At 51.6% G+C, this 25485-nt stretch carries 22 protein-coding genes; 20 read left to right on the forward strand and 2 right to left on the reverse strand.

From position 1 onward, the window contains the following. Positions 1–184: 184 nt before the first annotated feature. On the forward strand, positions 185–2581 hold the full coding sequence (locus FHS19_RS13585; RefSeq protein WP_183582317.1) for a YcdB/YcdC domain-containing protein: 2397 nt from the start codon (positions 185–187) through the stop codon (positions 2579–2581). A gap of 101 nt (positions 2582–2682) precedes the next feature. Here FHS19_RS13585 and FHS19_RS13590 read toward each other — a convergent pair whose 3' ends face one another. Next, positions 2683–3252 carry an LOG family protein gene (locus FHS19_RS13590; protein WP_183582318.1) on the reverse strand — a complete coding sequence of 190 codons (570 nt, stop codon included), beginning with the start codon at positions 3250–3252 and terminating at the stop codon, positions 2683–2685. 233 nt (positions 3253–3485) lie between these two features. Between FHS19_RS13590 and FHS19_RS13595 the strand changes: the two genes are divergently transcribed. From FHS19_RS13595 to FHS19_RS13650, 12 genes are all read left to right on the forward strand, one after another. Next, complete coding sequence (locus FHS19_RS13595) at positions 3486–3866, forward strand: potassium channel family protein (protein WP_183582319.1); 381 nt, start codon at positions 3486–3488, stop codon at positions 3864–3866. A 147-nt stretch (positions 3867–4013) separates the two neighbouring features. Further along, on the forward strand, positions 4014–5408 hold the full coding sequence (locus FHS19_RS13600; RefSeq protein WP_183582320.1) for a protoporphyrinogen oxidase: 1395 nt from the start codon (positions 4014–4016) through the stop codon (positions 5406–5408). Positions 5409–5618: 210 nt separating this feature from the next. Then, the gene (locus FHS19_RS13605) at positions 5619–6074 is read left to right on the forward strand and encodes an NUDIX hydrolase (protein WP_183582321.1); all 456 of its coding nucleotides are present in this window, start codon (positions 5619–5621) and stop codon (positions 6072–6074) included. Positions 6075–6265: 191 nt separating this feature from the next. Next, entirely contained in the window at positions 6266–6895 is a 630-nt protein-coding gene (locus FHS19_RS13610) for a hypothetical protein (protein ID WP_183582322.1), read from the forward strand. A gap of 38 nt (positions 6896–6933) precedes the next feature. Then, positions 6934–10050: an ATP-binding protein gene (locus tag FHS19_RS13615; RefSeq protein WP_246426641.1), complete on the forward strand. Its 3117-nt coding sequence runs from the start codon at positions 6934–6936 to the stop codon at positions 10048–10050. Then, positions 10050–10700: a response regulator transcription factor gene (locus FHS19_RS13620; RefSeq protein WP_183582957.1), complete on the forward strand. Its 651-nt coding sequence runs from the start codon at positions 10050–10052 to the stop codon at positions 10698–10700. Before FHS19_RS13615 ends, FHS19_RS13620 begins: the two co-directional genes overlap by 1 nt. Before the next feature lie 214 nt (positions 10701–10914). Continuing rightward, positions 10915–12357 carry a hypothetical protein gene (locus FHS19_RS13625; protein ID WP_183582323.1) on the forward strand — a complete coding sequence of 481 codons (1443 nt, stop codon included), beginning with the start codon at positions 10915–10917 and terminating at the stop codon, positions 12355–12357. Positions 12358–12363: 6 nt separating this feature from the next. Continuing rightward, entirely contained in the window at positions 12364–13809 is a 1446-nt protein-coding gene (locus FHS19_RS13630; RefSeq protein ID WP_183582324.1) for a hypothetical protein, read from the forward strand. A 58-nt stretch (positions 13810–13867) separates the two neighbouring features. Further along, positions 13868–14395, forward strand: a complete 528-nt coding sequence (locus tag FHS19_RS13635) for a YEATS-associated helix-containing protein (RefSeq protein ID WP_183582325.1) — start codon at positions 13868–13870, stop codon at positions 14393–14395. A gap of 217 nt (positions 14396–14612) precedes the next feature. Next, the gene (locus tag FHS19_RS13640; RefSeq protein ID WP_183582326.1) at positions 14613–17330 is read left to right on the forward strand and encodes a winged helix-turn-helix domain-containing protein; all 2718 of its coding nucleotides are present in this window, start codon (positions 14613–14615) and stop codon (positions 17328–17330) included. A 363-nt stretch (positions 17331–17693) separates the two neighbouring features. Then, positions 17694–18371 carry a hypothetical protein gene (locus tag FHS19_RS13645; RefSeq protein WP_183582327.1) on the forward strand — a complete coding sequence of 226 codons (678 nt, stop codon included), beginning with the start codon at positions 17694–17696 and terminating at the stop codon, positions 18369–18371. After that, positions 18368–19336, forward strand: coding sequence for an NAD(P)-dependent alcohol dehydrogenase (locus FHS19_RS13650; protein ID WP_183582328.1), 969 nt, complete (start codon positions 18368–18370; stop codon positions 19334–19336). Before FHS19_RS13645 ends, FHS19_RS13650 begins: the two co-directional genes overlap by 4 nt. Before the next feature lie 188 nt (positions 19337–19524). Here FHS19_RS13650 and FHS19_RS13655 read toward each other — a convergent pair whose 3' ends face one another. After that, on the reverse strand, positions 19525–20364 hold the full coding sequence (locus FHS19_RS13655; protein ID WP_183582329.1) for a helix-turn-helix transcriptional regulator: 840 nt from the start codon (positions 20362–20364) through the stop codon (positions 19525–19527). A 136-nt stretch (positions 20365–20500) separates the two neighbouring features. On the opposite strand from FHS19_RS13655, the gene FHS19_RS13660 reads away from it, so the two are divergent. The 7 genes from FHS19_RS13660 (at position 20501) to FHS19_RS34565 (ending at position 25437) form a co-directional block, all read left to right on the forward strand. Then, the gene (locus FHS19_RS13660; RefSeq protein ID WP_183582330.1) at positions 20501–22519 is read left to right on the forward strand and encodes a beta-galactosidase; all 2019 of its coding nucleotides are present in this window, start codon (positions 20501–20503) and stop codon (positions 22517–22519) included. Between the two features lie 115 nt (positions 22520–22634). Further along, positions 22635–22817 carry a DUF2524 domain-containing protein gene (locus FHS19_RS13665; RefSeq protein WP_183582331.1) on the forward strand — a complete coding sequence of 61 codons (183 nt, stop codon included), beginning with the start codon at positions 22635–22637 and terminating at the stop codon, positions 22815–22817. A gap of 278 nt (positions 22818–23095) precedes the next feature. Further along, positions 23096–24064, forward strand: coding sequence for a DUF418 domain-containing protein (locus FHS19_RS13670; protein WP_183582332.1), 969 nt, complete (start codon positions 23096–23098; stop codon positions 24062–24064). 34 nt (positions 24065–24098) lie between these two features. After that, positions 24099–24368 carry a serine hydrolase gene (locus tag FHS19_RS34860; RefSeq protein ID WP_246426563.1) on the forward strand — a complete coding sequence of 90 codons (270 nt, stop codon included), beginning with the start codon at positions 24099–24101 and terminating at the stop codon, positions 24366–24368. A gap of 22 nt (positions 24369–24390) precedes the next feature. Then, positions 24391–24591 carry a hypothetical protein gene (locus tag FHS19_RS34865; RefSeq protein WP_246426564.1) on the forward strand — a complete coding sequence of 67 codons (201 nt, stop codon included), beginning with the start codon at positions 24391–24393 and terminating at the stop codon, positions 24589–24591. 234 nt (positions 24592–24825) lie between these two features. Then, on the forward strand, positions 24826–25176 hold the full coding sequence (locus FHS19_RS13680) for an MmcQ/YjbR family DNA-binding protein (protein WP_183582333.1): 351 nt from the start codon (positions 24826–24828) through the stop codon (positions 25174–25176). Between the two features lie 132 nt (positions 25177–25308). Then, positions 25309–25437 (forward strand): DUF6254 family protein, encoded by a 129-nt coding sequence (locus tag FHS19_RS34565; protein WP_219845392.1) that lies wholly within the window; start codon positions 25309–25311, stop codon positions 25435–25437. Positions 25438–25485 lie beyond the last annotated feature (48 nt).

Consider the following 25485-nt stretch of genomic DNA (forward strand, 5'->3'; position numbering starts at 1 on the left):
TCTGACTTCATGGCAAATCAAAGCTTCCGGCGTTCAACTGATTATAGCATAAACGGTCTTTCAGCTTTGCACAAGATGCAGCAAAACGAATTTTTTCCTATAAAATCCAAATTGAAGGCCAATTCGCTAACGTCCCATGTTATAATCGAAATGGTTTATATTGGAATAATAGGGAGGAAGAAGGATGGACGAACAACAACATGCCGCGGGCATGCCAAAAAAACAGGCAAAGGAGAGGAGCTTAAGGAACGCATCCGTGGCGAAGAAAGTGCTTGCAGGCACGCTTGGACTCAGCCTGCTGCAGGTGCCCTTACTGGTGTCTGCGGATACGGTCAGCGGGACTACCGTCGTGAAGGAATCCGTTGTTTCAGCGTCCCAGGACAGCGGCTCCGCAGCCTCCAAGGGACTTAATCCGGCCGATGCCAAAATTACGAAAGCCCAAGCGGAATCGCGGGTAAGGGATTTGTTCCCGGTGCTCAAGGATGCAAAGCTGGGTGGCGTGACCTATGGTGAACAGAATGTGTACCCGACCAATACGAAGAAGGTTTGGGTGCTGAATTGGACGATACAGAAGGGAAACAGCTCGATGGGCTTCAGTACCGAAGTGGATGCGATTACTGGAGATATCCTTAGTTATAGTTATCCATACATGTACCCGTTAGACGATTCCAACACAGCCTATTACCCGCCGGCGGTTTCCGAGCAGGAGGCTCAGAAAATCGCCGAGGCGTTTATACCCAAAGCGGCTCCTTCCATTAAAGCAGGCACGATGAAACCGTCAAACCAGTATCTCTATTCGTCCAGCAAGGCTTTGTTCGGACCGGTTCAGTATTCATTTTCTTACACGGTTGACGTCAATGGGATTCCTACCGACAACGAGTCTGTGAGTCTGGACGTGGATGGCAACGGAAATATCGTCCGCTTTAACCGCAATACTTACCAGGGGGATTATCCAGCGGCCAAAGCCACCATCAGCAAGGAAGATGCGGAGAAGAGACTTGAGCAGGGCTTGTCCGTAACGCTAGCGTACATACCCTCCACCTCGCTGTACGATACGTCAGCCAACCGGGAATGGAAGCTCGGTTATGTTCCTGACCGGACTTTGGAGCCGGTCGATGCCAATTCCGGGAAGCGGATCGACACCATTTTTGGAAAGGATCTGGAAGGCGCAAGCCAAGCAGTCAGCTATACCGCTTTAAAGGCTTCCGGTAAAGTATTCTCCCCGAACAAAGGCGGGCAGCTGACTGCGGACGAAGCGCTGCAGCGGCTTCAAGGTATTGCCCCGGGTTCGGATTACCAATTCCAATCAAATCTAAGCGATTATTGGGGCCCCAGCGGTAAGCAAGTTTGGAGCCTGAACTGGAACAAAAGAACTGCCGGGATATTCGGCGATGACAGCAAGAATGCATCCGTTGACGCGGACACAGGGCAGCTGCTGAGCTACCATGAATTCCAGTATCTGAATGCCGAACCGGCCAAAACCGCCGCTCCGTCCGTAACGGAAGTCCAGGCACAAGCGAAAGCCATTGAGCTGGTTCTTGCCCATTATCCGAATGCCGCCGAAGCTCTGAAACTGTCAGACGCCAAAACGTTGAATACGGCATCGAAGACGGTATATCAATTCGTGTTCCAGCGTTTCTACAAGGACTTGCCTGTTAACGGAATGACTGTGAACGTCTCCATCGACGGCAGCGGCAAGCTGCTGAGCTACAATGCGGACACCTACCTGTCGGATAAAGATATTAAAGCTTTGGATACCCTGACAGCAAAAGTTGATGCGAAAGACGCACAGCAGCGCCTTCTGGACGATCTCAGCGTGGAGCTGCGGTACATCAGCAGCGGCGGCTACCCAGTGGATAACACATACGTGGAACCGACCGTTCGATTGGCGTATGTTCCTACGTTGAATGGAGACCGGAACGTAGGGTATATCGATGGGGTTACAGGCAAAACCGAGGCTTCTAATCTGCTGCCCGTTTCGAACAAGGACAAGGGCGCTGCGCTTCCGAGCGATGCGGCAAACCACGCGGCAAGCAAAGATCTGGCGACGCTGCTCGAATACCGTGTGCTGTCGCCTGGTGAGGACGGCTTGCTTCATCCCGACGCGGAGTTGACTTTGGGGGACTGGATCCAAATGATGGCGAAAGGGGTTTATCCGGATCAAGGCTATTATGGAGGCCAGTATCAACCGATCTTTACCGACGTTCCGGCAGACAGTCCAATCGCACAAGCGGTACAGCTGTTCTCGGATAAAGGCTGGCTGAGAGACGTGAAATCCCCGGAGCTGCATCCGGAGCAGAAGCTGACCCGTGAAGCGGTGGCTACCAGCCTGACCACAGCTTTGCATTACAACCGTCTGTCCAAATTCTTTCAGCAGGATGCACAGGCATTGGCCCTCTCCGACGCGAATGCCATCCAGGACAAAGGCGCCGTTGCGCTCGTGCTGAAGCTCGGTCTGATGGACGCTGCAGGGGGCAAATTCGACCCGGCGAAGCCGGTCACTAAGGCTGAAGCGGCGACCATTATGGTCCGCTTGGCACATCTTCAAGGTAAAGTGGATACCCCGCTTAACCAAAGATAACCAGTCATTGTACGTGACGGTGCCCAGGGTTGGCCATTACCCGGGCAGCCGCTTGAACAGCAGCCGCAGTCTCCCGACTGCGGCTGTCTGTATGTTAAGGCTTATTTGCCGTAACTTTTGACGGCAGGAGCTTCATATTTACTCATCATGTCCAGCAATACAGACACATTTGGCTCAATGATGGCCATGGATTGGTACTGCGGCTGCATGAACTGTTCCCGTACCATATGCTCAAACAGGGAGATCATCGGATCGTAATAACGATTCACATTCAGCATGCCAATGGGCTTGCGGTGAATGCCGATCTGCGCCCACGTGAACGCCTCGAAAAACTCCTCCATCGTGCCCGGTCCGCCCGGAAGCGCGAGAAAAGCGTCGGCGAGCTCCGCCATTTTAAACTTCCGGTCATGCATCGAGCCAACCACGTGAAGCTCGGTCAACCCTTGATGAGAAATTTCCCGGTCAACCAGCACTTGTGGGATGACGCCGATAGTCTGCCCGCCTTCGGCGATCACCGTATCGGCCAGTACACCCATGAGCCCTACGCTGGATCCCCCATAAACCAGGGTTAACCCGCGGCGAACCATTTCTTTTCCCAGCTCGACTGCCGCTTCCCGATACGCCGGCGACGCACCGTAACTTGATCCGCAATACACAGCCAAATGTTTCATATCATAACTCCCTTCATATGAGGCTTCTCTTTTTAGGTCTTTTCATTATAAATGATTTTCCGGACCCATGGTCGCGAAAATCTCCTAGGTTAGGTTAAGCCAAAGTAAAAACCGCTAACCCGAAGTTCATGTTTACTTCACGGTTTATTGGATGGAAAAAGGGGAATATTAAGGGAGATCACCATCCGAGCGCGGAACTCATTTACCAATATCTATGACGAGGCGGAACCACAATGATATCCTTTGTCCTCACCTTGAAACGGCTGTTGACCGGGCTGTTTCATGCGTTTAAACTGAAAAATTTCCAGGTTTTCTTTGTCTTGATTGTTCTGCTGCTTGTTTCCGGCACGATTTTTTATGCTACGGAAGAAAACTTAAGCTTCATAGACGCACTATATTTCTGTATCACGACGCTGAGTACGGTAGGTCATCCAAACTTCATACCCAAGACGGGATTCGGCAAAATTTTTACGATGATTTATATCGTTGTGGGCACCGGCGTCTTTATGGGGCTGCTCAGTTATGTCGCTTACGGGGTCGTTCAGAGCAATCAAAAGGATGGCGATATTGATACGGAACGTGACCGTTTTAAGAAGAAGGCCAAGCATAAATAATATGAAGCAGGCGAACATATCCGCGGGATGCCGCGGTTTTTTTGTACGATTAACGTCACGAATGAGGAAGTCCGGGTAAGAAGCACTATGTTATAATTTACGGGAAGGTTGAACATGCAGTCATCTTGGAAGCAGGAGTGAAGCGTCTTGAAAACAGTCGTCATTATCGGCGGGGGAATCACGGGATTGTCAGCCGCGTATTATTTGCGCCGAACTTTAAATCAATACAGCGGGCAGACGGAGCCGACGAACATCATTCTCGTTGAAGCGGAACAGACGCTGGGCGGAAAAATGCGGACCGTATACGACGGCGGTTTTACGATGGAATCTGGTGCCGATTCGATTGTGACCCGGAAAACGAATGTGGCTCCGCTGATTCAGGAGCTGAACCTGGCGGATCAGGTCGTTTATAATGCAACGGGTATTTCCTACATCTATACGGACGGCAGGCTGAAGCAGATTCCGAAGGATGCCGTCTTTGGGATTCCGACCAGCATCGAATCGCTTGCCACGACCGAGCTGGTATCCGCAGAGGGCAAAGTGGAAGCTCTGAAGGACCTGTATACTCCCAATGAGCATTTCACGAAAAATGATTCGGTCGGTGCGTTTTTGGAAGCCTTTCTTGGAAAGGAGTTCGTGGAGAAGCAGATCGCGCCCGTCTTGTCAGGCGTTTACTCAGGCAAACTGAGCGATTTGACGATCGCATCAACGCTGCCGTACCTGATCGATTATAAAAACGAATACGGAAGCCTGATCAAGGGGTTGTCCGAAAATCGCGCAAAATTTCAAAGCGGCGGCGAAAAAAAATTTATGTCCTTCCAACATGGCGTTTCGGCGTTGATTGATGCCTTAGAGCAGCAGCTGACCGGAACGGAGATCGTGAAGGGGGTCCGGGCCGAATCCGTAGCCAAGGCTGGAAGCCGTTATCTTGTGACGCTGGCAGACGGCCGCGTGATTGATGCCGACTATGTTGTGCTCGGCACGATGCATTATGCGGCGCAGCAGCTGCTGGCGGATCCGGTGTTGGACCAGGAGTTCGACCAGCTGAAGAACAGCTCCATGATCAGCGTATACGTCGGTTTCGATCTTCCGGATGCCGAGCTGCCTGCAGACGGCACCGGCTTTATTACAGCCGAAGGCAGCGACATTACGTGCAATGCCTGCACATGGACAAGCCGGAAATGGGAGCATACCTCACATGAACGTAAGCTGCTTGTCAGACTCTTTTATAAAAGCAGCAATCCACGCTACGATGAGCTGGTTCAGTTGAACGAGGGTGAGCTGCTGCACGTAGCGCTGGAAGATATACGTAAGAGCCTGGGGATTACCGGCGAACCGGTCACCTACGAGGTCACGAAGTGGCATAATGTAATGCCGAATTATCATATCAAGCACCACAGCGTCGTCAAGGAGCTGGAGCAGAAAATGGCCGAGCGGTTCCCGAACATTTTTCTGGCCGGCTGTTCCTATTACGGCGTCGGCATTCCCGATTGTATCGCTAACGGCGAGCAAACGGCCTATAAAATCGCTTCAAAGCTGTAGGCACGAAAAACGTTCAAAAAGCAAATACAGCGAGCATGCGCGAACAGCCGCCCAAAAGGGCGGCTGTTTTAGCGAAAGGCATGCATCAAGGTTCCCCGCCAAGTGAACAAAACTCAGCATTAACATTGCTCTTCACCTCAGTAATAAACACTTAGAAACGGTCAGAATAGATATTTATTTTGGAAGCATCGTATGGATAAGAAATGACCCATGCCAAGAAAGGAACATGTGGATATGCCGGCAACGTCCGTCGGAGTTATCATAACGAACCGCACCGTATTCCTCGCCTGTCATTCCACGGGCAATACGTTTTACGATTTGCCAAAAGGGATGCCGGAGGAGGGAGAGACACCTGAGCAGACCGCGTGCCGGGAGGTCCGGGAAGAAAGCGGCCTTAGCATTCAACCGGACCAAATCATGGATTTAGGCGTGTTCCCGTATAACCGAGCCAAAAACCTTCATCTATTCTTATGGGAAATGGAATCTCTCCCTCCGATCGAGGAAATGGTCTGCACCTCAACGTTTATTGACCGATACAGCGGCCAGCCGAAGCCGGAGGTGGATGGTTACGAATATATTGGTATCGATCAAGCCGATCGCATGATGACCGCGAATATGGCGCGCGTGATCCGTGATGCTGAGCGGCATATCCTGGAATTTCCATAAAATGAATCTCCAGACAACGAAGTCGCCTCTATGGCAGGCGGCTTTTTTGCTGTTGGTCACAGCCTCTGTGCAGCTTCCTGGGGAAATCGTAAACGGTACGTTCTATCAAGTTATTGACAATCGCCGGGCTGGGTTTACTATAAACATGGAAGGGAAAAATTAGGTATTTCATATACCGGCAGGGGGTCTGGATGAAATTGTTAACGGTTACTTATCAAGAAATTGAACCTAAGCTGCAGACGGGGGATATTCTGCTGGCGCACGGCGTCGCCAAAGGAAGTCAGCGGATCGAAGAGCTGGAGCATTGCCCATGGTCGCACGTGGCGATGGTGGTTAGAGACCCGGACGGTGAAGCGCTGCTGTGGGAATCCACGTCACTGGATAATCTGGAGGATACATGGCTGCATGTGAAAAAATCCGGTCCCCAGCTCGTTAAGCTTCGCGACCGCCTGTCTACGGACGTCGGGAACCATTATGACTCTATTTTTGCGATCCGGCAGCTTCAAGCTGATCGTACACCGGAAATGCAGGATTTGCTCGATCGCTTCATCGAAGAAGTGCATGGCGCTGTTTTTCCTGACAAGAAGAGAATGTATTGGGAAATCATCGAAGGAAAGTTCGGGATCACCTCTTCCTTCCGCGACTTCTTTTGCAGCAAATTGTTAGCTGAAACGTATATCCAGCTCAATCTGCTGTCCTCCACCAAAGCGCCTAACAGTTACGAACCTAGGGATTTCACATCGAGGCATCGTTTGTCATTGCTTGGAGACGCCAAACTCGGCGAAGAAATTTACTTGGACGCCTCTTCGTTTCGTGCATGAGTTGGCGAGGCCGCATCAGGGCTGCCGTCTTTTTTGTGATGGTCTTCACTGCAGCCTGGAATCCGGCGGTAACTTTCGCCTCGTCTTCGCTGTCTGTGAAGAACGGCGAAGTGCAGCTATCCGGATGGGACTTTAGAAGCGATGGGTCCATCGAACTGAACGGGACATGGGAATTTTATTGGAGGCAGCTTCTCTGGCCGGCCGATTTGCAGAGCACAACGTCTCCGGAGGTCAGCGGATATGTGGAAGTCCCCGGCTATTGGACGAATCACAGGCTAGACGGAACACGGCTTCCACCGGACGGTTACGCCACGTATCGTATGGTTGTTCGCGGACTTCACCCCTCGGACAATGTGGCCATTAAACTGCGGAATGTCTATTCATCTTATGCCTTATGGGTGAATGACAAGCTGGAGGCTTCATCCGGTCAACCCGGAACGACGCCTGAAAACACTTCTCCCAAGTATGGAGCCACCATCGTCGTACCGGTTGAACCCAGCCCGGAGGGGAGCTTGACGCTGCTGATCCAGGTGTCCAATTTCACGTATCCCAAGGGAGGAATCAACAATTCTCTCGAGCTCGGGGACGCCAGGCAGCTTCAGAAGGAGAGATCCGGCGAACTGGTTCAGGACAGTCTGGTCATCGGGGCACTGCTTGTCATGGGAGTCTACCATCTGTTCTTGTATGGATTCAGGCGAAAAGATGTAACCCCGCTGTATTTCGGGTTGTTCTGCATGTGCATCGCCTTTAGAACGATGCTGGTCGGTTCGAGATACATTTTGGAGATCCTTCCGGGTTTTTCGTGGGAATGGTTCGCTAAAGCTTCCTATTTAACGGTTTACGTGGGCGAGTTTTTCCTGATCTCATTTATTTATTATTTGTTTCCTCAATATTTGTCGCGCTCCGTTCGGCGCGTTACCCAAATGTTCACCCTCATCTTGACTTTGCTTGTGCTGATCACGGACATACGGATTTACGATTATTCGCTGCTGCCCTTTGAGGTGTATTCAATCGGCCTCGTGCTATATGCCATTTATGCTTCTTACCGGATCGCCCGTCAGCGTCAGGAAGGGTCTTTGCTGCTCATCCTCGGGTTTAGCTTGATTTTCGTGACGGCACTGAATGATACGCTGAACCGGAAAGGCATTTTGGATACCCCGGCACTGCTGCAATTTGGCGTACTTAGCTTTGTTTTTATGCAATCTTTGCTTATTTCCAAAAGATTTTCCCGAGCTTTTTATCAGGTCGAAAGCTTATCGGAGCGCTTGCTAACGCTGGATAAGCTGAAAGATGAATTTTTGGCCAAAACATCCCATGAACTCCGGACACCGCTGCATGGCATCATCGGACTGGCGGATTCGCTGATCGACGGAAGCTCCGGCAAGCTCCCACTTCCCGTGATCGAGCTGCTGCGGCTCATGAAAATCAGCGGACAACGGCTGGCCCATCTGGTGAACGACATCCTGGATTTTTCCAAGCTCAAGCACCAGGAGATCACTTTGGTTAAAGTGACGGTGGATTTACGGCTTGCCGTCGACCTAACCCTTCAAGTCCTCAAGCCTTTGGCTGTAAATAAGGGACTCCAAATGGAAAATAAGCTGCCGGACGATCTGTATGTAACGGCGGACGAGAACAGGCTCCAACAAATATTGCATAACTTGATCGGCAATGCCATTGCTTATACGGAATCCGGAGCCGTTACGATCACGGGACGCAAGTCGCACGGTCAAGCCAAAATTCAAATCAAAGACTCGGGAATCGGCATCGCTGAGTCGGACTTGTCCCGCATTTTTGAATCATTTGAGCAGATCCAACCCATGAACCGTCCTCAGCAGGGAGGAACCGGTATTGGGCTATCCATTACGAAGAAGCTGATCGAACTGCATGAAGGAGAGATTGAAGTGGCGTCCAAGTTGGGCGAAGGCTCGACGTTCAGCTTTACGCTTCCGCTGGCGATGCAGCAAATGCCGCCGATGCAGCCGGTAGCTGGGCTCCCCCCACAGGATACCGTGTCATCACGGGATCGGCATACGGATTGGAGCTTGATCCGGACCACTGGGGATTCCGCGGAAGTCCAGGCTCATCTGCCTTCCGTGCTTATCGTCGATGACGACCCAATCAACATTCAGGTGCTGCTGCAGTTTCTCGGCGGTAAATATGCGCTTAAGTCAACGGGAAGCGGTCAGGAAGCCGTGGAATGGATCCGGAACGGCTACAAGCCGGACATCGCTTTGCTGGATGTGATGATGCCGTTTGTGTCGGGGCTTCAGGTGGGTCAAGAGATACGCCGGCAATACAATTCCGGGGAGCTGCCGGTGATTTTCCTCAGCGCCAAGAGTCAAATGACCGACCTCGTTGCAGGTTTTGAGCATGGCGGCAACGATTATCTTGTGAAGCCGGTCGACAAACAGGAACTGCTCGCCAGGCTGGAATTGCATCTGCAGCTGGTTCGCTGGAACCAAACCCTGGAGCGCGAAGTGGAGGCAAGAACCATTGAGCTGGAGCATTCGCTTGAGGAGCGGGCAAGAGCGATGTCCGAAGTCTCGGTCCTCGCCGAGCGCAACCGGATTGCCGGTGAAATTCACGATCATGTGGGGCATATTCTTACGGCGAGCATCGTTCAGCTTCAAGCCGGGCTGAAAATGTTGTCCATGCGCACCCCCGAATCGGTAGACAAGTTAAATCTAGCGTCAGAATTGGTTCGCAAAGGGCTTCATGAAATGAGGAAATCGGTACATATGCTGGGCGAGGAAGCAGCAGCCACATCCTCGTTCCACGATTCCCTGCTGCAGATCATAGAAGATTCGGAAAAATACGCTGAGGTGAAGCTGGAGCATATCATTGAAATCACGGATGGCCGTCTGGAGCCGGAAGCGGAAAAGCTGATCCGCCATGCGCTGCAGGAAGGAATCACGAACGGCATCAGGCATGGCCGGTGTACGCATTTTCGGTTTGGGCTGGTGGAAGAGGGCGGATCGGTCCGGTTCACATTGGAGAATAACGGCTTGCCATATGCAGCAGATCGGCTTGGTTTCGGACTGACCATGATGCGGCAAACGATCCGGCGAAGGGGCGGTACCTTTCGGATCGGCACCAATGAAGGTGCAGGCTGCTTATTGGTGCTCACACTGCCAAGTAGAAGGGAGGATCAATGATGTCAAAACTAACGATACTTATCGCAGAAGACCAGACGCTTGTGCGGGAAGGCCTAGAAACCATACTCTCTTTGGAATCCGATTTAGAAGTTGTAGCGACGACTGACAATGGTCAATCCGCCTATGAGCTGGCTATAAGTTTGAAACCGCAGCTCGTATTAATGGACATCGAAATGCCGGTGATGGACGGGATTACGGCGACCCGGCTAATTAAGGAGTCAAGCCCGGGTACGATTGTTCTGATCTTAACGACGTTTACCAACGAAGATTATATAATAGAGGGTCTTGCGAGCGGAGCGACCGGCTACCTGCTCAAAGACTTTTCATCCGACAAATTAATCAACTCGTTGAAAGAGGCGGTTCGGGGCGAGCTGATGCTGCCATCCAAGCTGGCCGCCAAGTTTGCCGCCCGGATGCGCTCAGCAGCTGCCCCCCGGCAGCCTATGATCGATTACGGACTGACACCCCGCGAACTCGAGATTGCCAAACTGATTACCGCCCATAAGAACAACCGGGAAATTGCCGATACGCTGTTCATCACCGAAGGAACGGTGAAAAACTACATCAGCGTGATCTACGAGAAAATCGGTACGAACGACCGGACCAAGGCGATCCTGCTGCTGAAGCATGCCCTGGAGGCTGTGAACTAAATGTAACTTCTCAGCAACACCGTTTCCTCTGAAAAGGAAGCGGTGTTTTTTAATTTCCATTAAGTATACCGGTGACCCGGGATCCCGAACAGTTACTTTCGTCATGTCCCGGTCATATGACAAAATGTACACTTCAGTCACTTATCGACACGATGGAAAGCCCGTTATGATGGAGGCGTTGAGAGAACAACCGAATCGAAGGAGGAATTTAAAAGTGACGACGGTGAACGCCAATTCAAACGGAACGGACGCAGGTTCAATCTTTGATCCGAATACGACGGATCCGGATAAGCTGAAAATGCAGGCGGACGCGATGCTGTTCGTTTCCGATCTGCAGGTCAACCAGGTGCTGAAGCAGCAATGGACTTCGCTCTTGGCCAATATCAAATCAAAAATCGACGCGAATCCGCCGACAGGCAGCGACAAAGAGACCGTTTATAAGGAAAAGCTCAAAATCATCAATAACTTTTTGGCTCAAAAAGGTTATGAAACCACTTCAGTTTATGTGCTGGAGCTGACCCAAACCGATTTTTACGAAGATCATTTGAAGGAAAGCGAACCGAATGCGGAGTCCGACCGTTTCGTCCAGGACATCCTGGCGAAGATCGCACTTCTGGCCGGCTGGCAGGACGCCATGCAAAAGGCAACGGATACCGATACGTCGGCGCCGGATCAATTCTTGGCCCAGCATGGGTATCAATGTACGGCGAAGCAGGTCAACGCTTCCTTTAAAGCAATGCGAAACGTCGATCTAAAGTTCTGGACCGGCATTTACGGCAATACAGTCATGACAACGTCCGACGGCAAAATGGATACGGGACCCGTGGTCATCATATACGACAGTCTCGACGGGATCTCGATCGGCAGCGATATGCTGGATAAAGATTTGAATAAGGTCACCTACAAGGACGGCGTACTCAGCTGGACGAAGGATGACTTTACGGTCAATCACTCGGGTCAGCTGACATTCAGCCAGGTTACCCGGGCAGCCAAAGACGATAAAGATGCATACGTCGGCAACGAATTTTTCGGTACGATTACGTATTCCAACAGCGACGGCACCGAGAAGAAGGAAAGTATATTCGGACGGATCGGCAAGCCCCCGGAAGGGTCTTCCGGCAGCCATGACGGAAATCGAAAATCGTGTCCGACTCCGCCATCCGTACAGCTGTCCGTTGTAGATAAAGCGATGAAATATCTCGGTTATTTTATGGCTGCAGTGTTCGTCGTGGATTTCATCGCCTCTGTGCCTAAGCGGTTTAAGGCCATATCGGAGTTCGTAGAAAAAATCAAAAAGCCGAACGAACCGAATAAGCCGGAAGTCGAGAAGAAGCTCGACAGCACCAAAGAGGAAATCAAGGAATCCAGCGATCCGAAAGCTCTCGAGGAGAACGGGTCGTTTGTAGACAATATCGACAATGCGCAGCCGGAAAATTTCAACAATGAGCAGGGACTCGACTTCATTAATAACGAGCAGCTGCCGCCGGCAAGCGATGTCCAGGCGATGGAACAAGGCATAGAGAACATGAACGAGAACGGAGAAATCAATCAAAACGAGGAAAATGTTCAGGAGGATCCGAATCCGGTTGACGATAATTTTCAAGGCAACGAGGAAAACGAATTTGAGGGCTTATCCAAACTGTTTGGGGAGGTATAAATGGCGATGAGCAATAATGCAGTGGCGCAAGACCAGGCACGTTTTTGGCAATTATTCGTTCAAGCGATATCCGGTCATCTGCCGGGTAGTGATCCGAAAAATTTCATAGCGGCGGCCGGACGGGTGGACTCCAACCTTGGCAGCGAAACTGAAGTTGTCGCACTGACGGACGCCTATAATGTAGGCAATACGATCCCTTCCTGGGGATTAACGTGGAACGGTGCGTTCAACAACAAGCTGTTTGATGTTTACCAGCAATGGGTCCGGGATATCATCCCTGCCGGCAGCGGCGATTCGGGAAGCGGGGGCTCGTCTTCCGGCGGGGGATCAACCGATCCGCTCGATACGCAAATCGAAGATCTCCGGTCGAAAATCGCGCTTCTCAGCAGCGACGTTTCCAAAATCAACCAAGGCATCTATTCGGATTGGCTGAACGAAGTATGTGCGGAGCTCGATTCAACAGGAAAAGCATGCAGCGTGTATTTTACCAACCCGCCGGATCCGACCTGGGCCAACTTCCGTACCCAGCAAATGGGGACCGAAGATTATAAGGCAAAGGTAGAGTCGCTGCAAACGACATACGGCGCCCTGCTCGGCGGAATGACCGAACAACTGAACGCCCTGCTGCTGCAAAAATTCGGTCCAGGCTACCAGGAGCTGGCGGACGCAACCGAGGCGGTCGCGCTGGCCGATCCTTTCGAGCCTCATTCCGCGGATGAGCTGCAAAAAACGGCACAGTTCCAAATGACAATCAAGGAGAACGATACGACAGCCAGTGTTCCCCGATTTAAAACGAGCGAGCTTAAAGATGTTCGGCAATGGCTGATCAAGCAAAATAACGTCGCTACGAGGAACGGAGGTCCGCTGTTCGCAGAACAGGCAAACGTACAAATCGCTTTAAACGATCAGCAGCAGACCGAAAGGGACAGCTCGTGGAAATTCAGTGCCAACGTGGGCATTCCTATCGACTGGTTCTGGCTTGGCGGAAGCACCAATGATTCCGGATCCACACAGTTTAAAGAGGAATATTCCTTCGATATTCTGATCACATACCAGGATGTGATTACCGTGAATATCAACCCGGGGGACTGGTTCTTCGAAGGGCTGTTGTCCACGTATAAGGACTATACCCATTGGCCGCAGGGCAGCGTGTTTGCAGGCAAAAAGCTCTGGGGTGAATCCGGACTCATGAACATGGTCGTTAAAGGAGTCGTGCTTGGATACGCGCCTTACTTGAGATTCTCCTCCAAAGACTGGACCAACACGACGACGCAAACCCAATGGTCCGCCAAAGCAACGTTCGGTATCGGCCCGTTCAACTTCGAGTCGGCGTCCGCTTCCGGTTCCAACTACAGCTCGATGACGACCCAGCTTCAGGACGGTTTCGAAGTTCGCGATACGAGCGGAATTCCGAAAATCATTGGTTTAATTGTGGATACCCCCAATGGATGATCCATCCACTCCGATACATGCTCCCATAGTTTCATCCTCAAAGCTGGAATCAGCCTCCATGGCCGTTCAGCAGCCGTCTTCCCAAGAGACGGCTGCTCCCCAGCCAACGAAGGAACCGCTGTGGCTGATCAATCTCGATGCGGCGTTTAAGGTCGGCTGTCTTGTGGCATTGCTGCTGATCTTGTGGTATTTGGCACGCCTCGTCTTTTTTCAGGCGCTGTCGGAAGGGGAGATTTATTTTCTGACCATGACGCTGTGCGGGTCTGTGGGCGGTATAACCAGCTTTCTGCTGGTCAAAAATACAGATACCGACACGGGGATGCACTTTAGGGACAACAAGTCGTTCTACCTGCTGGTCACCGCGGTGTTCTGCGGAAACATTGCTTCCTTTTCCGTACCGCTGCTGCTGAATTTCATCCAATTGCAGAACGTGATCAGTACGCAGGTACCGCAAATATTTATATTCATCGGGGTGTGCCTGATCGAAAGCACGTTTTCCGCACGAATCATAGGCAGCATTTCATCCCGGATCATTAAGCTGAATGATAATTCAACGATTAACTTAAACAATGATAAGCAAGGGTAAAATCATTAAGTGATAGAAGAGTGCTGGCAAATGTTGCGGCGCTCTTTTTATTTACTCCTTTTTAATGTTCATGTTTAAGGCTGCTCCTCGTCCGTTGAACTTTTTAGTGGTGAAAACATCCGGTTAAAGATATCATGATGGGTATAAATCATAGAATGGGGCTATCACGAATGCGGATTGATGTGAGCAAAAATGGGTTACATGAGGGATTATATCCATGAGTATTCCGGAACTTCCTGTTTTATCTGCTAAACTGTATATTCCGCAGCCACGAACGAGGCTCGTCGCTAGGCCGCACCTGGTTGAGCGGCTGAAGGCGGGACTGGGCCGCAAGCTGACCTTGATCTCTGCTTCCGCCGGATTTGGTAAGACGACGCTGATCAGCGAATGGGCTGCCGGTTGTGAACGGCCCGTCGCATGGATTTCTTTAGACGAAAGGGATAAGGATAGTCTGCGTCTTCTTACACTCCTGGTCGCTGCTTTGCAGACTATAGAGCAGCATTGCGGAGAAGCCGTGATGCGTGCAATTCAATGCCAACCGCAACCTGAGCCCGAAACGATGCTCACGATGCTGCTCAATGAAATTTCAACAATGCCGTTTGAATTCGTCCTTGTACTGGACGATTACCATGCTGTAGGAGACAGGGAGATGGATCATACCCTCACGTTTCTGATCGAGCACCTACCGCCGCAAATGCACCTGGTTATCGCGACCCGGGAAAACCCGCAGCTTTCCCTCAGCCGGCTTCGTGCCGGCGGCCATTTAACCGAATTGCGCGACGCCGACCTGCGCTTTACTGCAGGCGAAGCAGCAGAGTTCCTCAATCAGGTGATGGAGCTGCGGCTGTCAGTACAGGATATTGCCGCGCTGGATCATCGTACCGAGGGTTGGATCGCGGGGCTCCAGCTCGCGGCTCTCTCGATGCAGGGACGAAATGATATTCCCGCTTTTATCCGTTCCTTCGCCGGAGACAACCGGTACATCGTCGACTATCTGGTCGAGGAGGTTCTGCAGCGTCAGCCGGCCGATGTCCGCAATTTCCTGCTTCAGACTTCGATTCTGGACCGGCTGCATGGCCCGCTGTGCGATGCCGTTACCGGCCAGAAGGAAGGGGCAGCTCGTCTTCAATCGCTGGAGCAGGGCAGCTTCTTTATCGTTCCCCTGGATGATAGGCGGCAGTGGTATCGTTATCACCATCTCTTTGGTGAAGTTCTGTCCATACATTTAAGGACAGATCAGCCTGATCTCATTCCTGAACTGCATCGGCGTGCGAGTGATTGGTACGGACGGCACGGCTCCTACGCCGAAGCGATAGGGCACGCGCTGGCCGCCGAAGACTTCCCGCGAGCGGCGGACCTGATCGAACAGGCTTGGCCGGCCATTCGCATGAGCAGGCAGGAGGCCGCGGTGCTCGGGTGGATTCAGGCGCTGCCCGGGGAAATGGTTCGCCGCAGGCCCGTTCTCAGCGTTGAGTATGCGTGGGCGCTGCTGGCCGTCGGTCAGACCGAAGGAGCAGAGGAAAGGCTGAACGATGCTGAACGGTGGCTGGAGGACTCCTCAACGGATAGGAAACCGGAGTATCCAGCGACCGGTATGATTTACGTAGATGAGGAGGAATTTCGCCGCCTTCCGGGGACCATTGCCGGATACCGCGCCGCTTATGCCCAGGCCAGGGGGGATATACCCGCCGCCATCCAATACTCGAAGAGGGTGCTTGAACTCGTTCCGGCGGACGATTATCTCCGGCGCGGCGCGGCAGCCGCGCTCCTGGGGCTCGCGTCCTGGACGAGCGGCGATCTTCAGGAAGCGTACCGGATGTTCAGTGAAGGAATGGCGAATGTCCGGCGGGCAGGGAACATCTCTGACGCCATTGGGGGCTCTATCGCACTTGCCGATATTAGCATAGCGCAGGGGCGCCTGCATCAGGCTATGCATACGTTTCAGAATGGATTGCAGCTTGCTGCGGAGATGGGTACCCCTGAAATGCGGGGTACGGCGGACATGTATGTCGGAATTAGTGAGCTTTGCAGGGAGCAGGGTGACTTGGATGCCGCCATTCAGTACCTGCTCAGAAGCCAGGAGCAGGGCGAGCATTTGGGATTACCTCAGTATCCGTATCGCTGGCGTGCCGCCATGGCACGCATACGGCAGTCTCAAGGAGACTTGAACGGCGCGCTCGAGATGCTCCATGAAGCCGAGCAGCAGTATGTCGGTGATTTTTTTCCAAACGTGCGTCCGGTGGCGGCCTTGAAAGTACGGGTGTGGCTGGCGCTGAACAGATGGAACGAAGCAGCCGAGTGGGTACACGAGCAGGGTCTCTCGACTTCGGATGACCTGCACTATCTGCGCGAATTCGAGCATATAACCTTGGCCCGGGTACTTCTGTACCGGCATCCATGCAACCATACACATATTCAGGAAACGTTGGAATTCCTGGAACGCCTGTCTCAAGCAGCGGCAGACAGCGGAAGGACGGGAAGCCGAATCGAAATTTTGATGCTTCAGGCTCTTGCTCATCATAGCCAAAGTAACATTTCCTCCGCACTTGCGCCGCTGGAGCTTGCCCTGACACTGGCAGAGCCGGAAAGATACGTCCGGATTTTTGCAGACGAGGGCCAATCGATGGCAGCCTTATTGGAAGCGGCATTGACTAGAGGGATATGTCCAAACTATGTCCGGCTTCTTCTGCGATCCTTCGGCAAGGGTGAGGGCGGACCGGCTGCGAAAAAAGCGGTGGGCGAGCTGCTGAGCGAAAGGGAGCGGGACGTGCTGCGTCTGCTCAAAACCGATTTGAGCGGGCCTGAAATCGCGCGTGAGCTCCATGTGTCGCTGAATACGCTGCGAACGCATACCAAAAACATCTATGACAAGCTTGAGGTGAACAACCGCCGGGCAGCGGTGAGGCGCGCCGAAGAGCTTGATGACGTGACATAGCGAATTCTGTATAGCTCCGGACCTGGAAGAAGGAATAAGCCCAGGCCCGGGGCTTTTTTTTTGCGCTTACTTCGAATGAACGTAGGGTGACCATTTGAAAAATCACCACATCTGGTGATGCCGTCTCACCACATGATCTTATATCTTCAATTTAAGAACGGAGCGGCACAATGAAAGGAGACTGACCACGAGATGAAATGGATGGAAAACCTGTGCGGCTGGTTTTCAGTCTTCCGGGTAGAGCCACAGCCGGCATCTTCATCAGAGATCCATACGGCACAAGAACGCTTTCTTTAAATAAATCTGGGTGAACAGAACGCTGCTTTTCGTCGGCAAGAATAATAACAAAAAGGAGACCATCATATGAAAATAACAGCTAATCGCGTCATTCGCTGGAGCGGTTTATCCGCTGTCCTGGCGGGCATTCTTTTTATCGTCATTCAGGCGGTTCATCCGCCAGAAATCCCATCATCCGTCACCACCAGCGCCTGGGCAATCGTCCATTACTTGACTCTCGCGATGTCTCTGCTCGGCCTGCTCGGCATAACCGGCATTTATGCCAGGCAAGTCCATGCGGCAGGGTGGACCGGATTGGCCGGTTTTCTTCTGTTTGGTCTTTTTTGGGCGGCTACAGCGGCCTTTACCTTTGTAGAAGCTTTTGTTTTACCGGTTATAGCTGCGGATGCACCGGATTTCGTGGAGGGATATCTAGGGATCTTTACCGGATCACCATCCGTGTCCAACCTTGGGCTCCTGCCTGGAGTAGCACATGTAGGAGGGGGATTGTATGTGCTCGGCGGTTTGCTGCTTGGCATAGCTACGTTCCGCGCTGGGATCATCCCGCGCTGGACGGCCGTTCTGCTGGCTTGCGCCGCGGTGTCGACCCTGGCTTCATCACTGCTTCCGCACCCGCTGGATCGGGTACTGGCAGTGCCGATGGGACTCGCTCTCGCGGGTATGGGATATGCGGTCTGGTCTGACCGGAATATAGAAAGCAGCGCAGCGACGAGTCCGAAACGATACAGGGGGGAGAAAAAATGAGAGCCATCGTATATGAACAATACGGAGCACCAAATGTACTCCAGCACAAGGAAGTGACCAAGCCGGCCCCTAAAGCCGGCGACATATTAATTAAGGTCTACGCAACCACCGCTGCAGCGGGGGATTGGCGATTACGCAAGGCAGACCCTTTTCTGGCAAGACTGTTCAACGGATTGTGGAGACCGAAGCGCATCCGCATACTCGGATTCGAAATGGCTGGTGTTGTCGAATCCACAGGCTCAAGCGTTACCCGGTTCAAGCCAGGGGATGCCGTTTACGCTGCCTGTGGCAACAGCTTTGGTGCATATGCGGAATACAAATGCCTCCCTGAGGAGGGATGCGTGGCACTCAAGCCGGAGAACATGACGTTCGAGGAGGCGGCTGCCGTCCCGGTTGGCTCCCTCACTGCGCTCCAGTTTCTGAGAGCAGGGAAACTAAGAAGCGGCATGCGCGTACTCGTATACGGTGCATCAGGCAGCGTCGGGACGTATGCCGTGCAGCTGGCAAAGTATTTTGAAGCAGAAGTTACCGGAGTATGCAGCGCTTCGAATGTTGAACTGGTGACATCGATTGGCGCCGATCGGGTTTTGGATTATACAAAACAGCAGCTACCGACTGGGGGCCCGGCTTACGATATCATTTTCGATACGGTGGGGAAAAGTCCCTTTAAAGCATGCGTCAAGCTTCTGACACCGAACGGTGTCTACCTTCGGGCTTATCATGTGAACCCGGTGCTGATCCTTCGCGGGTTGTGGACCAGCTTGACGAGCAGGAAGAAAGTAATCGGGGGAAATATGAAGGAAAACGCGGAAGACTTGGCTTTTCTGAAGGAACGGATCGAAGCGGGGCAGCTCCGGGCGGTTATCGACCGTCGTTACCGGCTGGAGCAAGCCGCCGAGGCACATGCCTATGCTGAGCAGGGCCACAAGAAAGGCAACGTAGTTCTAACCGTCTATGAGGATTGAGACGCCCGTCAGCTGCAAAGAAGACTTAAAGCGCATTATGGACACAGTCCCACGCCGCCGACATTAATCCATATTATTTGATTCATTTCAATACCTTCAGATATCGGCAATCTTACTCTAATAAACCGCAAAAACCGCGCAGCACGCGGTTTTTTTGTGGTTTCTATACAGCGATTCAGAGAAACTCATCACTTGATTTCAACGCCCCGGAGTTCCCGAAACCGCTCGGGTGTCATGCCTTCATGTTTGCGGAATCGCTGAATAAAGTACGTACTGCTGGCAAAGCCGACCGTCTCCGCGATCTTTTTCACGGTCCATCCGGTTGAAATCAACAGGGATTTGGATTGAAGAATTCGGCATTCGTTCAAAAACCCGATTGGCGTCTTGCCGAATAAACCGTGAAACTGCCTGCTGAAATGGGAGGGACTGTACTCAGCCTGACTCGCCATTTGCTCGAGCGAAAGGGGCTGATGACTGTGGGCGCGAATCCACTGGGCCGTCTCCAACAGCTTGGTACGCATCCCCGGCTGTGTCCGTTCTTCCGAGTTATCTACGTACATGATAAACTCGGCAAGCATTTCGTACAGCATCGCGGACAGCCGCGCCTCGCCATCCTGCAGCGGGCGAATGCCGGTGGCCAGGAGATCCGACCATAATGAATCAAGCCGGTCCGCACCTTCCCAAGAAAATATCCATGCCTCCCGTTCACCTCTGCCTTGAAGGAGCGGGCTAAGACCAGGAGCCGTAAAATGTACCCATCGGATATCCCAAGGCTCGTCTTGATCGGCATAATACCGCTGTGGTACACCGGGGCCGCAAAGAAAACCGGTACCTTGACCAAGCTCCAACACAGTTTCACCAACCTGAATGTAACCTTTCCCGCCGCGGACGATATGCCAATTATAAGTGGAGAGTCCGTGCATCCGGTTTTCGCTGTGTGACGGCTCATCTGCATAGTGGCCAAACGATTCGGGGTAACAATTGAAGTTCGTGAAGCGCGGGCTCGGAATAAAATAATTGATTCTCATAACCCAACCCCCTTTAGCATAATCGTTATACGTCAGTATCAAAATCTTACGATTTAAGCTCCATATGTTTAATAATATAATGGGTTTTATAAGACATGATCAAGCAAAATAATGATACATATTGGAGGAGTTACCCATGTATTTCGGCGTGGATTATTACCCCGAACATTGGCCTGAAGAACGATGGGCCACCGATGCCCGAATGATGCGGGAAGCGAATATCAACATCGTCCGGCTGGCGGAATTCGCTTGGGCTAAACTGGAGCCGGAAGAAGGACGGTACGACTTTACGTGGCTCGACCATGCCATAGAAGTACTGGCCCGGGAAGGGATCAAGATCATTTTGGGAACACCGACGGCAGCGGCTCCCAAGTGGCTAATGGATAAATATCCGGACATGTACCCGGTCGACATGCACGGCCTGACCAAAGGATTTGGTACACGGAGGCATTATTGTGTTAATCATCCGGTGTATCAGAAGTATTCCGCAAGCATTGCCAGGGTCATGGCGGAGCATTACAAAGACAATGAGCACATCGTTGCTTGGCAAATCGATAATGAATTTGGTGGTCCGTGCTACTGCCAGAGCGATCTGCATGCCTTTCGGATATGGCTCCGTGAAAAGTACGGTACCGTCGACAAGCTGAACGAAGAATGGGGAACCGTGTTCTGGAGCCATACCTACCGCAGCTGGGAAGAAATTATGCTTCCCACGTATGCCGCAAGCGACGGCTTCAGCCAGGGCGGTTCCGGCGGATGGATGTCGACCCCGTATAACCATAATCCGGGCATGCAGCTCGATTACCGCCGATTCTACTCCGATTCGACCGCCGCCTATCAGCGGCTTCAAATCGAAGAGATTCGTGCATGCAGCTCCCTGCCGATCACCCATAACTTGATGGGTCATTTCAGCGAGATCGATTACTTCGACTTAGGCAAGGATCTTGACTTTATCTCTTGGGATAACTATCCGAATAACATGTGGGGCAAGTCATCGCCTCTGACCGTCGCCATGGCCCATGATCTGATGCGTGGCATCAAAAATCAAAACTACTGGATGATGGAACAGCAGAGCGGTCCGTGCGGCTGGCACTCGTTGGGCGATACGCCCGAGCCGGGCCAGCTGCGGTTATGGACCTATCAGGCTATAGCGCATGGAGCGGATGCCATGGTCTATTTTCGCTGGCGGGCCTGCACGTTCGGGATCGAACAGTATTGGCACGGCATTCTTGATCATGACGGCGTCGGCCGAAGACGGTACCGGGAGATCACCGCGATCGGACAGGAACTCAAAGAACTGTCACCCCTGTTTGTAGGGGCAGCCAATAACAATACCGTCGCTCTGGTTAAAAGCTACGATCAAGTGTGGAGCCACCGCGCTCAGCCGCATAACCGGAACTTTAATTATGAATCCCTGCTTGCAGCCTATTACAATGCAGTTGCCGGGCAGCATGTCGGTGTTGACGTGGTCCGCGTGGAAACTGACTTTACGCCTTACAAGCTTGTTATGATGCCGGCATTCAATTTGATGACGGAAGAGATCGCAGACAAGTGTGAGGCATATGTGACAGGCGGCGGTTCGCTGCTCATCACGTTCCGATCCGGAACACGTACCTGGAACAACCGCATGACGACTTTGACGCTGCCGGGCTTGTTCCGGACAATGGCAGGCATAGAACTGGAAGAGTATGACTCGGTTAATTTCGGCCGGACTGTAGCTGTGAACGGAGAGTTCGGGGACGGCACCGCTTCGATGTGGTGCGATGTGCTGAAGTTGGATGGGGCTGAGAGCCTCGCGGATTATCAGAGCCATTATTACAGCGGAACACCGGCAGTTACTGTTCACACCTATGGTAAGGGGAAGGTTTATTACGTCGGATGCGACCTGGATGACCAGGCGATGGAGGGCTTGATGAAGCTGGTTCTGGATAGGGAGGGCGCAGTCCCATCCTTACCCGAAACATATGATGGAATAGAGGCAGTCGAAAGAGAGAAGGATGGTAAAGGCTACCTGATGCTGCTGAATCATCGCAGCGAGTCCGTCGATGTAGAACTGGGGGGCACGTATGTTGATGCCCTGAGCAAGCAGACCATTGAAGGCCGCATTCTCTTGGAACCATACGCCGTGCATGTGCTTTTAAACCCAGGGATCTAGAGTGTGATTCGTAAAGGAACATAGCCAATTTCTTCGCAAAACCTCCTTCTGAATAATTTCGGGTGAATCCTCCATAATAGGGAAGTAAATCCAAGAGAAAATGGAGGAAAAGCATATGCTCGAAAACCTGGAAAGTAACTATGACTGCAGGAATGCAGGAGAGGATTTGCATCAGCTCAAGCAGGAGCTCTCCTCGCTCCGGGGTTTGGGCAAGGAAGACCCCAAGACGCAGGAAGACATTAACCGCCTCGAGAATCAGATTGCATTTATTATGAACAAATGTGACATTAATCATTAGTTTGGCAGCAGCACCCCTAAACCCGGTATGTACCTATACCGAGTCGCGGGGTGCTTTTTCATGGTATAAGCTTTTGGAAATACATCGTTTTCGGCACCCGGCATTGCCGTGAGTAAAGACGGTCGTTCCTATTAGGGATGATCGTTTTTTCGCATGAGGAAATGATTCCCTTACTAAAGTGTAAGGCATATGTAAGGCTTTCTCTATTCAAATCACTTTCAATTTAGCTTACATTAGCGAGGTGCGGCGGAAGACAGCAAGATGAGGAGTGATGGAGGATGAATCAGGATGAGCGGACCAAAAACAGAATAGCGGTGCTGGATGCCTTAAGGGGCTTCGCACTCTTGGGCATTTTACTTGTGAATATAACGAGCATCATGGAGGCGGGGTTCCCCTCAAGAGGAACGATTGATTGGGGGTTGAGCCGATTTTACGATTATGCGGTGGAGCAGCGGTTTTATGTGATCTTCTCGTTATTGTTCGGAACCGGATTTTATATTTTCATTACACGGGCGAAGGCGAGGGGGGACAAAGCGGTCGTTCTGTTCATAAGGCGGCTTGTCGCGCTGCTGGGCTTTGGTGCGGTCCACTTTATTTTTCAACCGGGAGAAGCACTGCATGTTTATGCTGTCATCGGCTTTCTATTGATCCCATTTTATAACCGAAAGCCTGCTTTTAATTTTGCTGCTATGCTAGCCGCACTTGGGCTGAGTCTCGTTCTGGGCGAGTATGCCGTAACGCTAGCGATGTTTTTGCTGGGGCTTTTACTCGGACAAATCGGATTTTTTACGAGAATTAACGAATTTGTGCCCCAATTACGGCTGACGGCATGGGTCTGCCTCGCACTGACTCCGGGGTCGATTTACCTGCAATACATAACATTCCCGACGAGCTGGTATGAAGAAGGAGCGAATATATCAGGATTGGTCATGGCAGCCTTCTATGTCTCGACTTTTCTGCTTTTGTTCCGGAACCGGCGCATTCAGCAGTTGCTGAAACCGTTGGCTGCTTTCGGCCGAACCGCATTAACGAACTATCTTGGCCAAACGGCAATCATTGTGTTGATTCTATTCTTGTTCGATCTGAAGCAGAAGGTCAGTGTAACGGATACGACCCTCATCGCACTTTGCATCTACGCCGTTCAGGTTCCGCTCAGTTTCCTGTGGCTTAAACGGTTTAGAATGGGGCCTATGGAATGGATATGGCGGCTGCTGACTTACGGTAAAAGGATACCCATAAGAAAATGAGTAAATCGCAATGGATTCATGAGGTTTAGCGATTTTGCAGCTGGAGAAGGAAGGGCTGCTGCATCGGATGGACGACGTACAAAAATACATCCCATGGTTAGAGTTCATTTATCACGGAGAGCCGCAAAAGATAACGATTAATCAACTGCTGCATCATACCAGCGGCATCGCCTCCAATACGATCACCCGGATCCCTGAAAGCAAAGCGGACAACGCGCTTGAACTGACGGTAAAAACATTGCAGGGCCAGGCGCTGGACCGAAAGCCGGGAAGTTCTTTTGAATACGCAACGATAAATTACTGATGATGCAACCGGATGGGCTGTCATGAACAAAAGCAAGGAAACGGTTATTTTTTATGCCGGTGAGAATCCGTCATTTACGTCGTATTTTATTTTGCAGCCGGATCAACAACTGGGTGTGGCGATTCTCGCCAATATGAACACGAGTTACACAACATCAATTGGACAAGGTGTGATGGACTTGTGCTGCTCATTCATATTTGTATGGTTGCTGCCGTTCTTGTAGTTAGTTATATGCATGCTGCCGACCATCCTGCTTGGAGGATTACCTTGGGCATTCATTAAAGTATGGGCGCCGACTTCTATTCCTGTTTTTCTATATAACGTCGTAACGGCGAGCATCCTTTATTTTATCTACGGATTGCTTCTACTCTTCACAAAAAAATGAAAAACCTATGGGGCTGGATTATAATAAGTAATCATGTCGAATTGTAAAATAATCAAGCAGTGAGGGAAACCAATGACGATCGACGAAATCATTGAATACTGTCTGTCCTATCCGGCCTGTTATCAAGACCACCCGTTTGGAGCAGAATGGACCGTAATCCGGCATAAAGGGAACAAAAAAAGCTTTGCGCTGATTTTCCATCACAATGATCACTTGTGCGTGAATTTGAAATGCGAACCGAGCCGGGCGGATTTTTTGCGCAGTGTGTTCCAAGAAGTGACGCCAGCGTATCACATGAATAAGGAGCACTGGAATACGGTGATCTTGGATGGGGACCTCCAGGATGATGATATCCATGAGATGGTTAAGCACAGCTACGAATTGACGAAGCCCAAGATCCGATTGAGGAAGGCTAAACCATGAAACGCGCTGCCTGAACGTCGTGAGGAGCTATACCGGGATAGAGGCGGATCCTTTTTTACGTATGAACAGGGTCCTGGAATGACAACATAAGGAAGTGGTATACAACTCACTTTCCAGAGGAGGATATCTGTCATGGCTCACCAGAAAAGAAGAAATGAAGCAGCCTGGAAGTCACGCAAGCAAGAACAGCATCCCCATGGCAAAATCAAATCGCTGAAAGAATTGTCCAGCGAATATGATGAGGAGCATACTGCGAAGTAAGGAAGAGGAGACTGTACGGCAAATGTCCGGCAGTCTTCTTTTTATCAC

The sequence above is a fragment of the Paenibacillus rhizosphaerae genome (genome assembly GCF_014192015.1).
Classification (GTDB): domain Bacteria; phylum Bacillota; class Bacilli; order Paenibacillales; family Paenibacillaceae; genus Paenibacillus_AQ; species Paenibacillus_AQ rhizosphaerae.

Coding starts and splice junctions, on each gene's coding strand:
- FHS19_RS13585 (WP_183582317.1), top strand. CDS start 185: ATGGACGAACAACAACATGCCGCGGGCATGCCAAAAAAACAGGCAAAG.
- FHS19_RS13590 (WP_183582318.1), bottom strand. CDS start 3,252: ATGAAACATTTGGCTGTGTATTGCGGATCAAGTTACGGTGCGTCGCCG.
- FHS19_RS13595 (WP_183582319.1), top strand. CDS start 3,486: ATGATATCCTTTGTCCTCACCTTGAAACGGCTGTTGACCGGGCTGTTT.
- FHS19_RS13605 (WP_183582321.1), top strand. CDS start 5,619: ATGCCAAGAAAGGAACATGTGGATATGCCGGCAACGTCCGTCGGAGTT.
- FHS19_RS13610 (WP_183582322.1), top strand. CDS start 6,266: ATGAAATTGTTAACGGTTACTTATCAAGAAATTGAACCTAAGCTGCAG.
- FHS19_RS13615 (WP_246426641.1), top strand. CDS start 6,934: ATGGTCTTCACTGCAGCCTGGAATCCGGCGGTAACTTTCGCCTCGTCT.
- FHS19_RS13620 (WP_183582957.1), top strand. CDS start 10,050: ATGTCAAAACTAACGATACTTATCGCAGAAGACCAGACGCTTGTGCGG.
- FHS19_RS13630 (WP_183582324.1), top strand. CDS start 12,364: ATGAGCAATAATGCAGTGGCGCAAGACCAGGCACGTTTTTGGCAATTA.
- FHS19_RS13635 (WP_183582325.1), top strand. CDS start 13,868: ATGGCCGTTCAGCAGCCGTCTTCCCAAGAGACGGCTGCTCCCCAGCCA.
- FHS19_RS13640 (WP_183582326.1), top strand. CDS start 14,613: ATGAGTATTCCGGAACTTCCTGTTTTATCTGCTAAACTGTATATTCCG.
- FHS19_RS13645 (WP_183582327.1), top strand. CDS start 17,694: ATGAAAATAACAGCTAATCGCGTCATTCGCTGGAGCGGTTTATCCGCT.
- FHS19_RS13650 (WP_183582328.1), top strand. CDS start 18,368: ATGAGAGCCATCGTATATGAACAATACGGAGCACCAAATGTACTCCAG.
- FHS19_RS13655 (WP_183582329.1), bottom strand. CDS start 20,364: ATGAGAATCAATTATTTTATTCCGAGCCCGCGCTTCACGAACTTCAAT.
- FHS19_RS13660 (WP_183582330.1), top strand. CDS start 20,501: ATGTATTTCGGCGTGGATTATTACCCCGAACATTGGCCTGAAGAACGA.
- FHS19_RS13665 (WP_183582331.1), top strand. CDS start 22,635: ATGCTCGAAAACCTGGAAAGTAACTATGACTGCAGGAATGCAGGAGAG.
- FHS19_RS13670 (WP_183582332.1), top strand. CDS start 23,096: ATGAATCAGGATGAGCGGACCAAAAACAGAATAGCGGTGCTGGATGCC.
- FHS19_RS34865 (WP_246426564.1), top strand. CDS start 24,391: ATGAACAAAAGCAAGGAAACGGTTATTTTTTATGCCGGTGAGAATCCG.
- FHS19_RS13680 (WP_183582333.1), top strand. CDS start 24,826: ATGACGATCGACGAAATCATTGAATACTGTCTGTCCTATCCGGCCTGT.
- FHS19_RS34565 (WP_219845392.1), top strand. CDS start 25,309: ATGGCTCACCAGAAAAGAAGAAATGAAGCAGCCTGGAAGTCACGCAAG.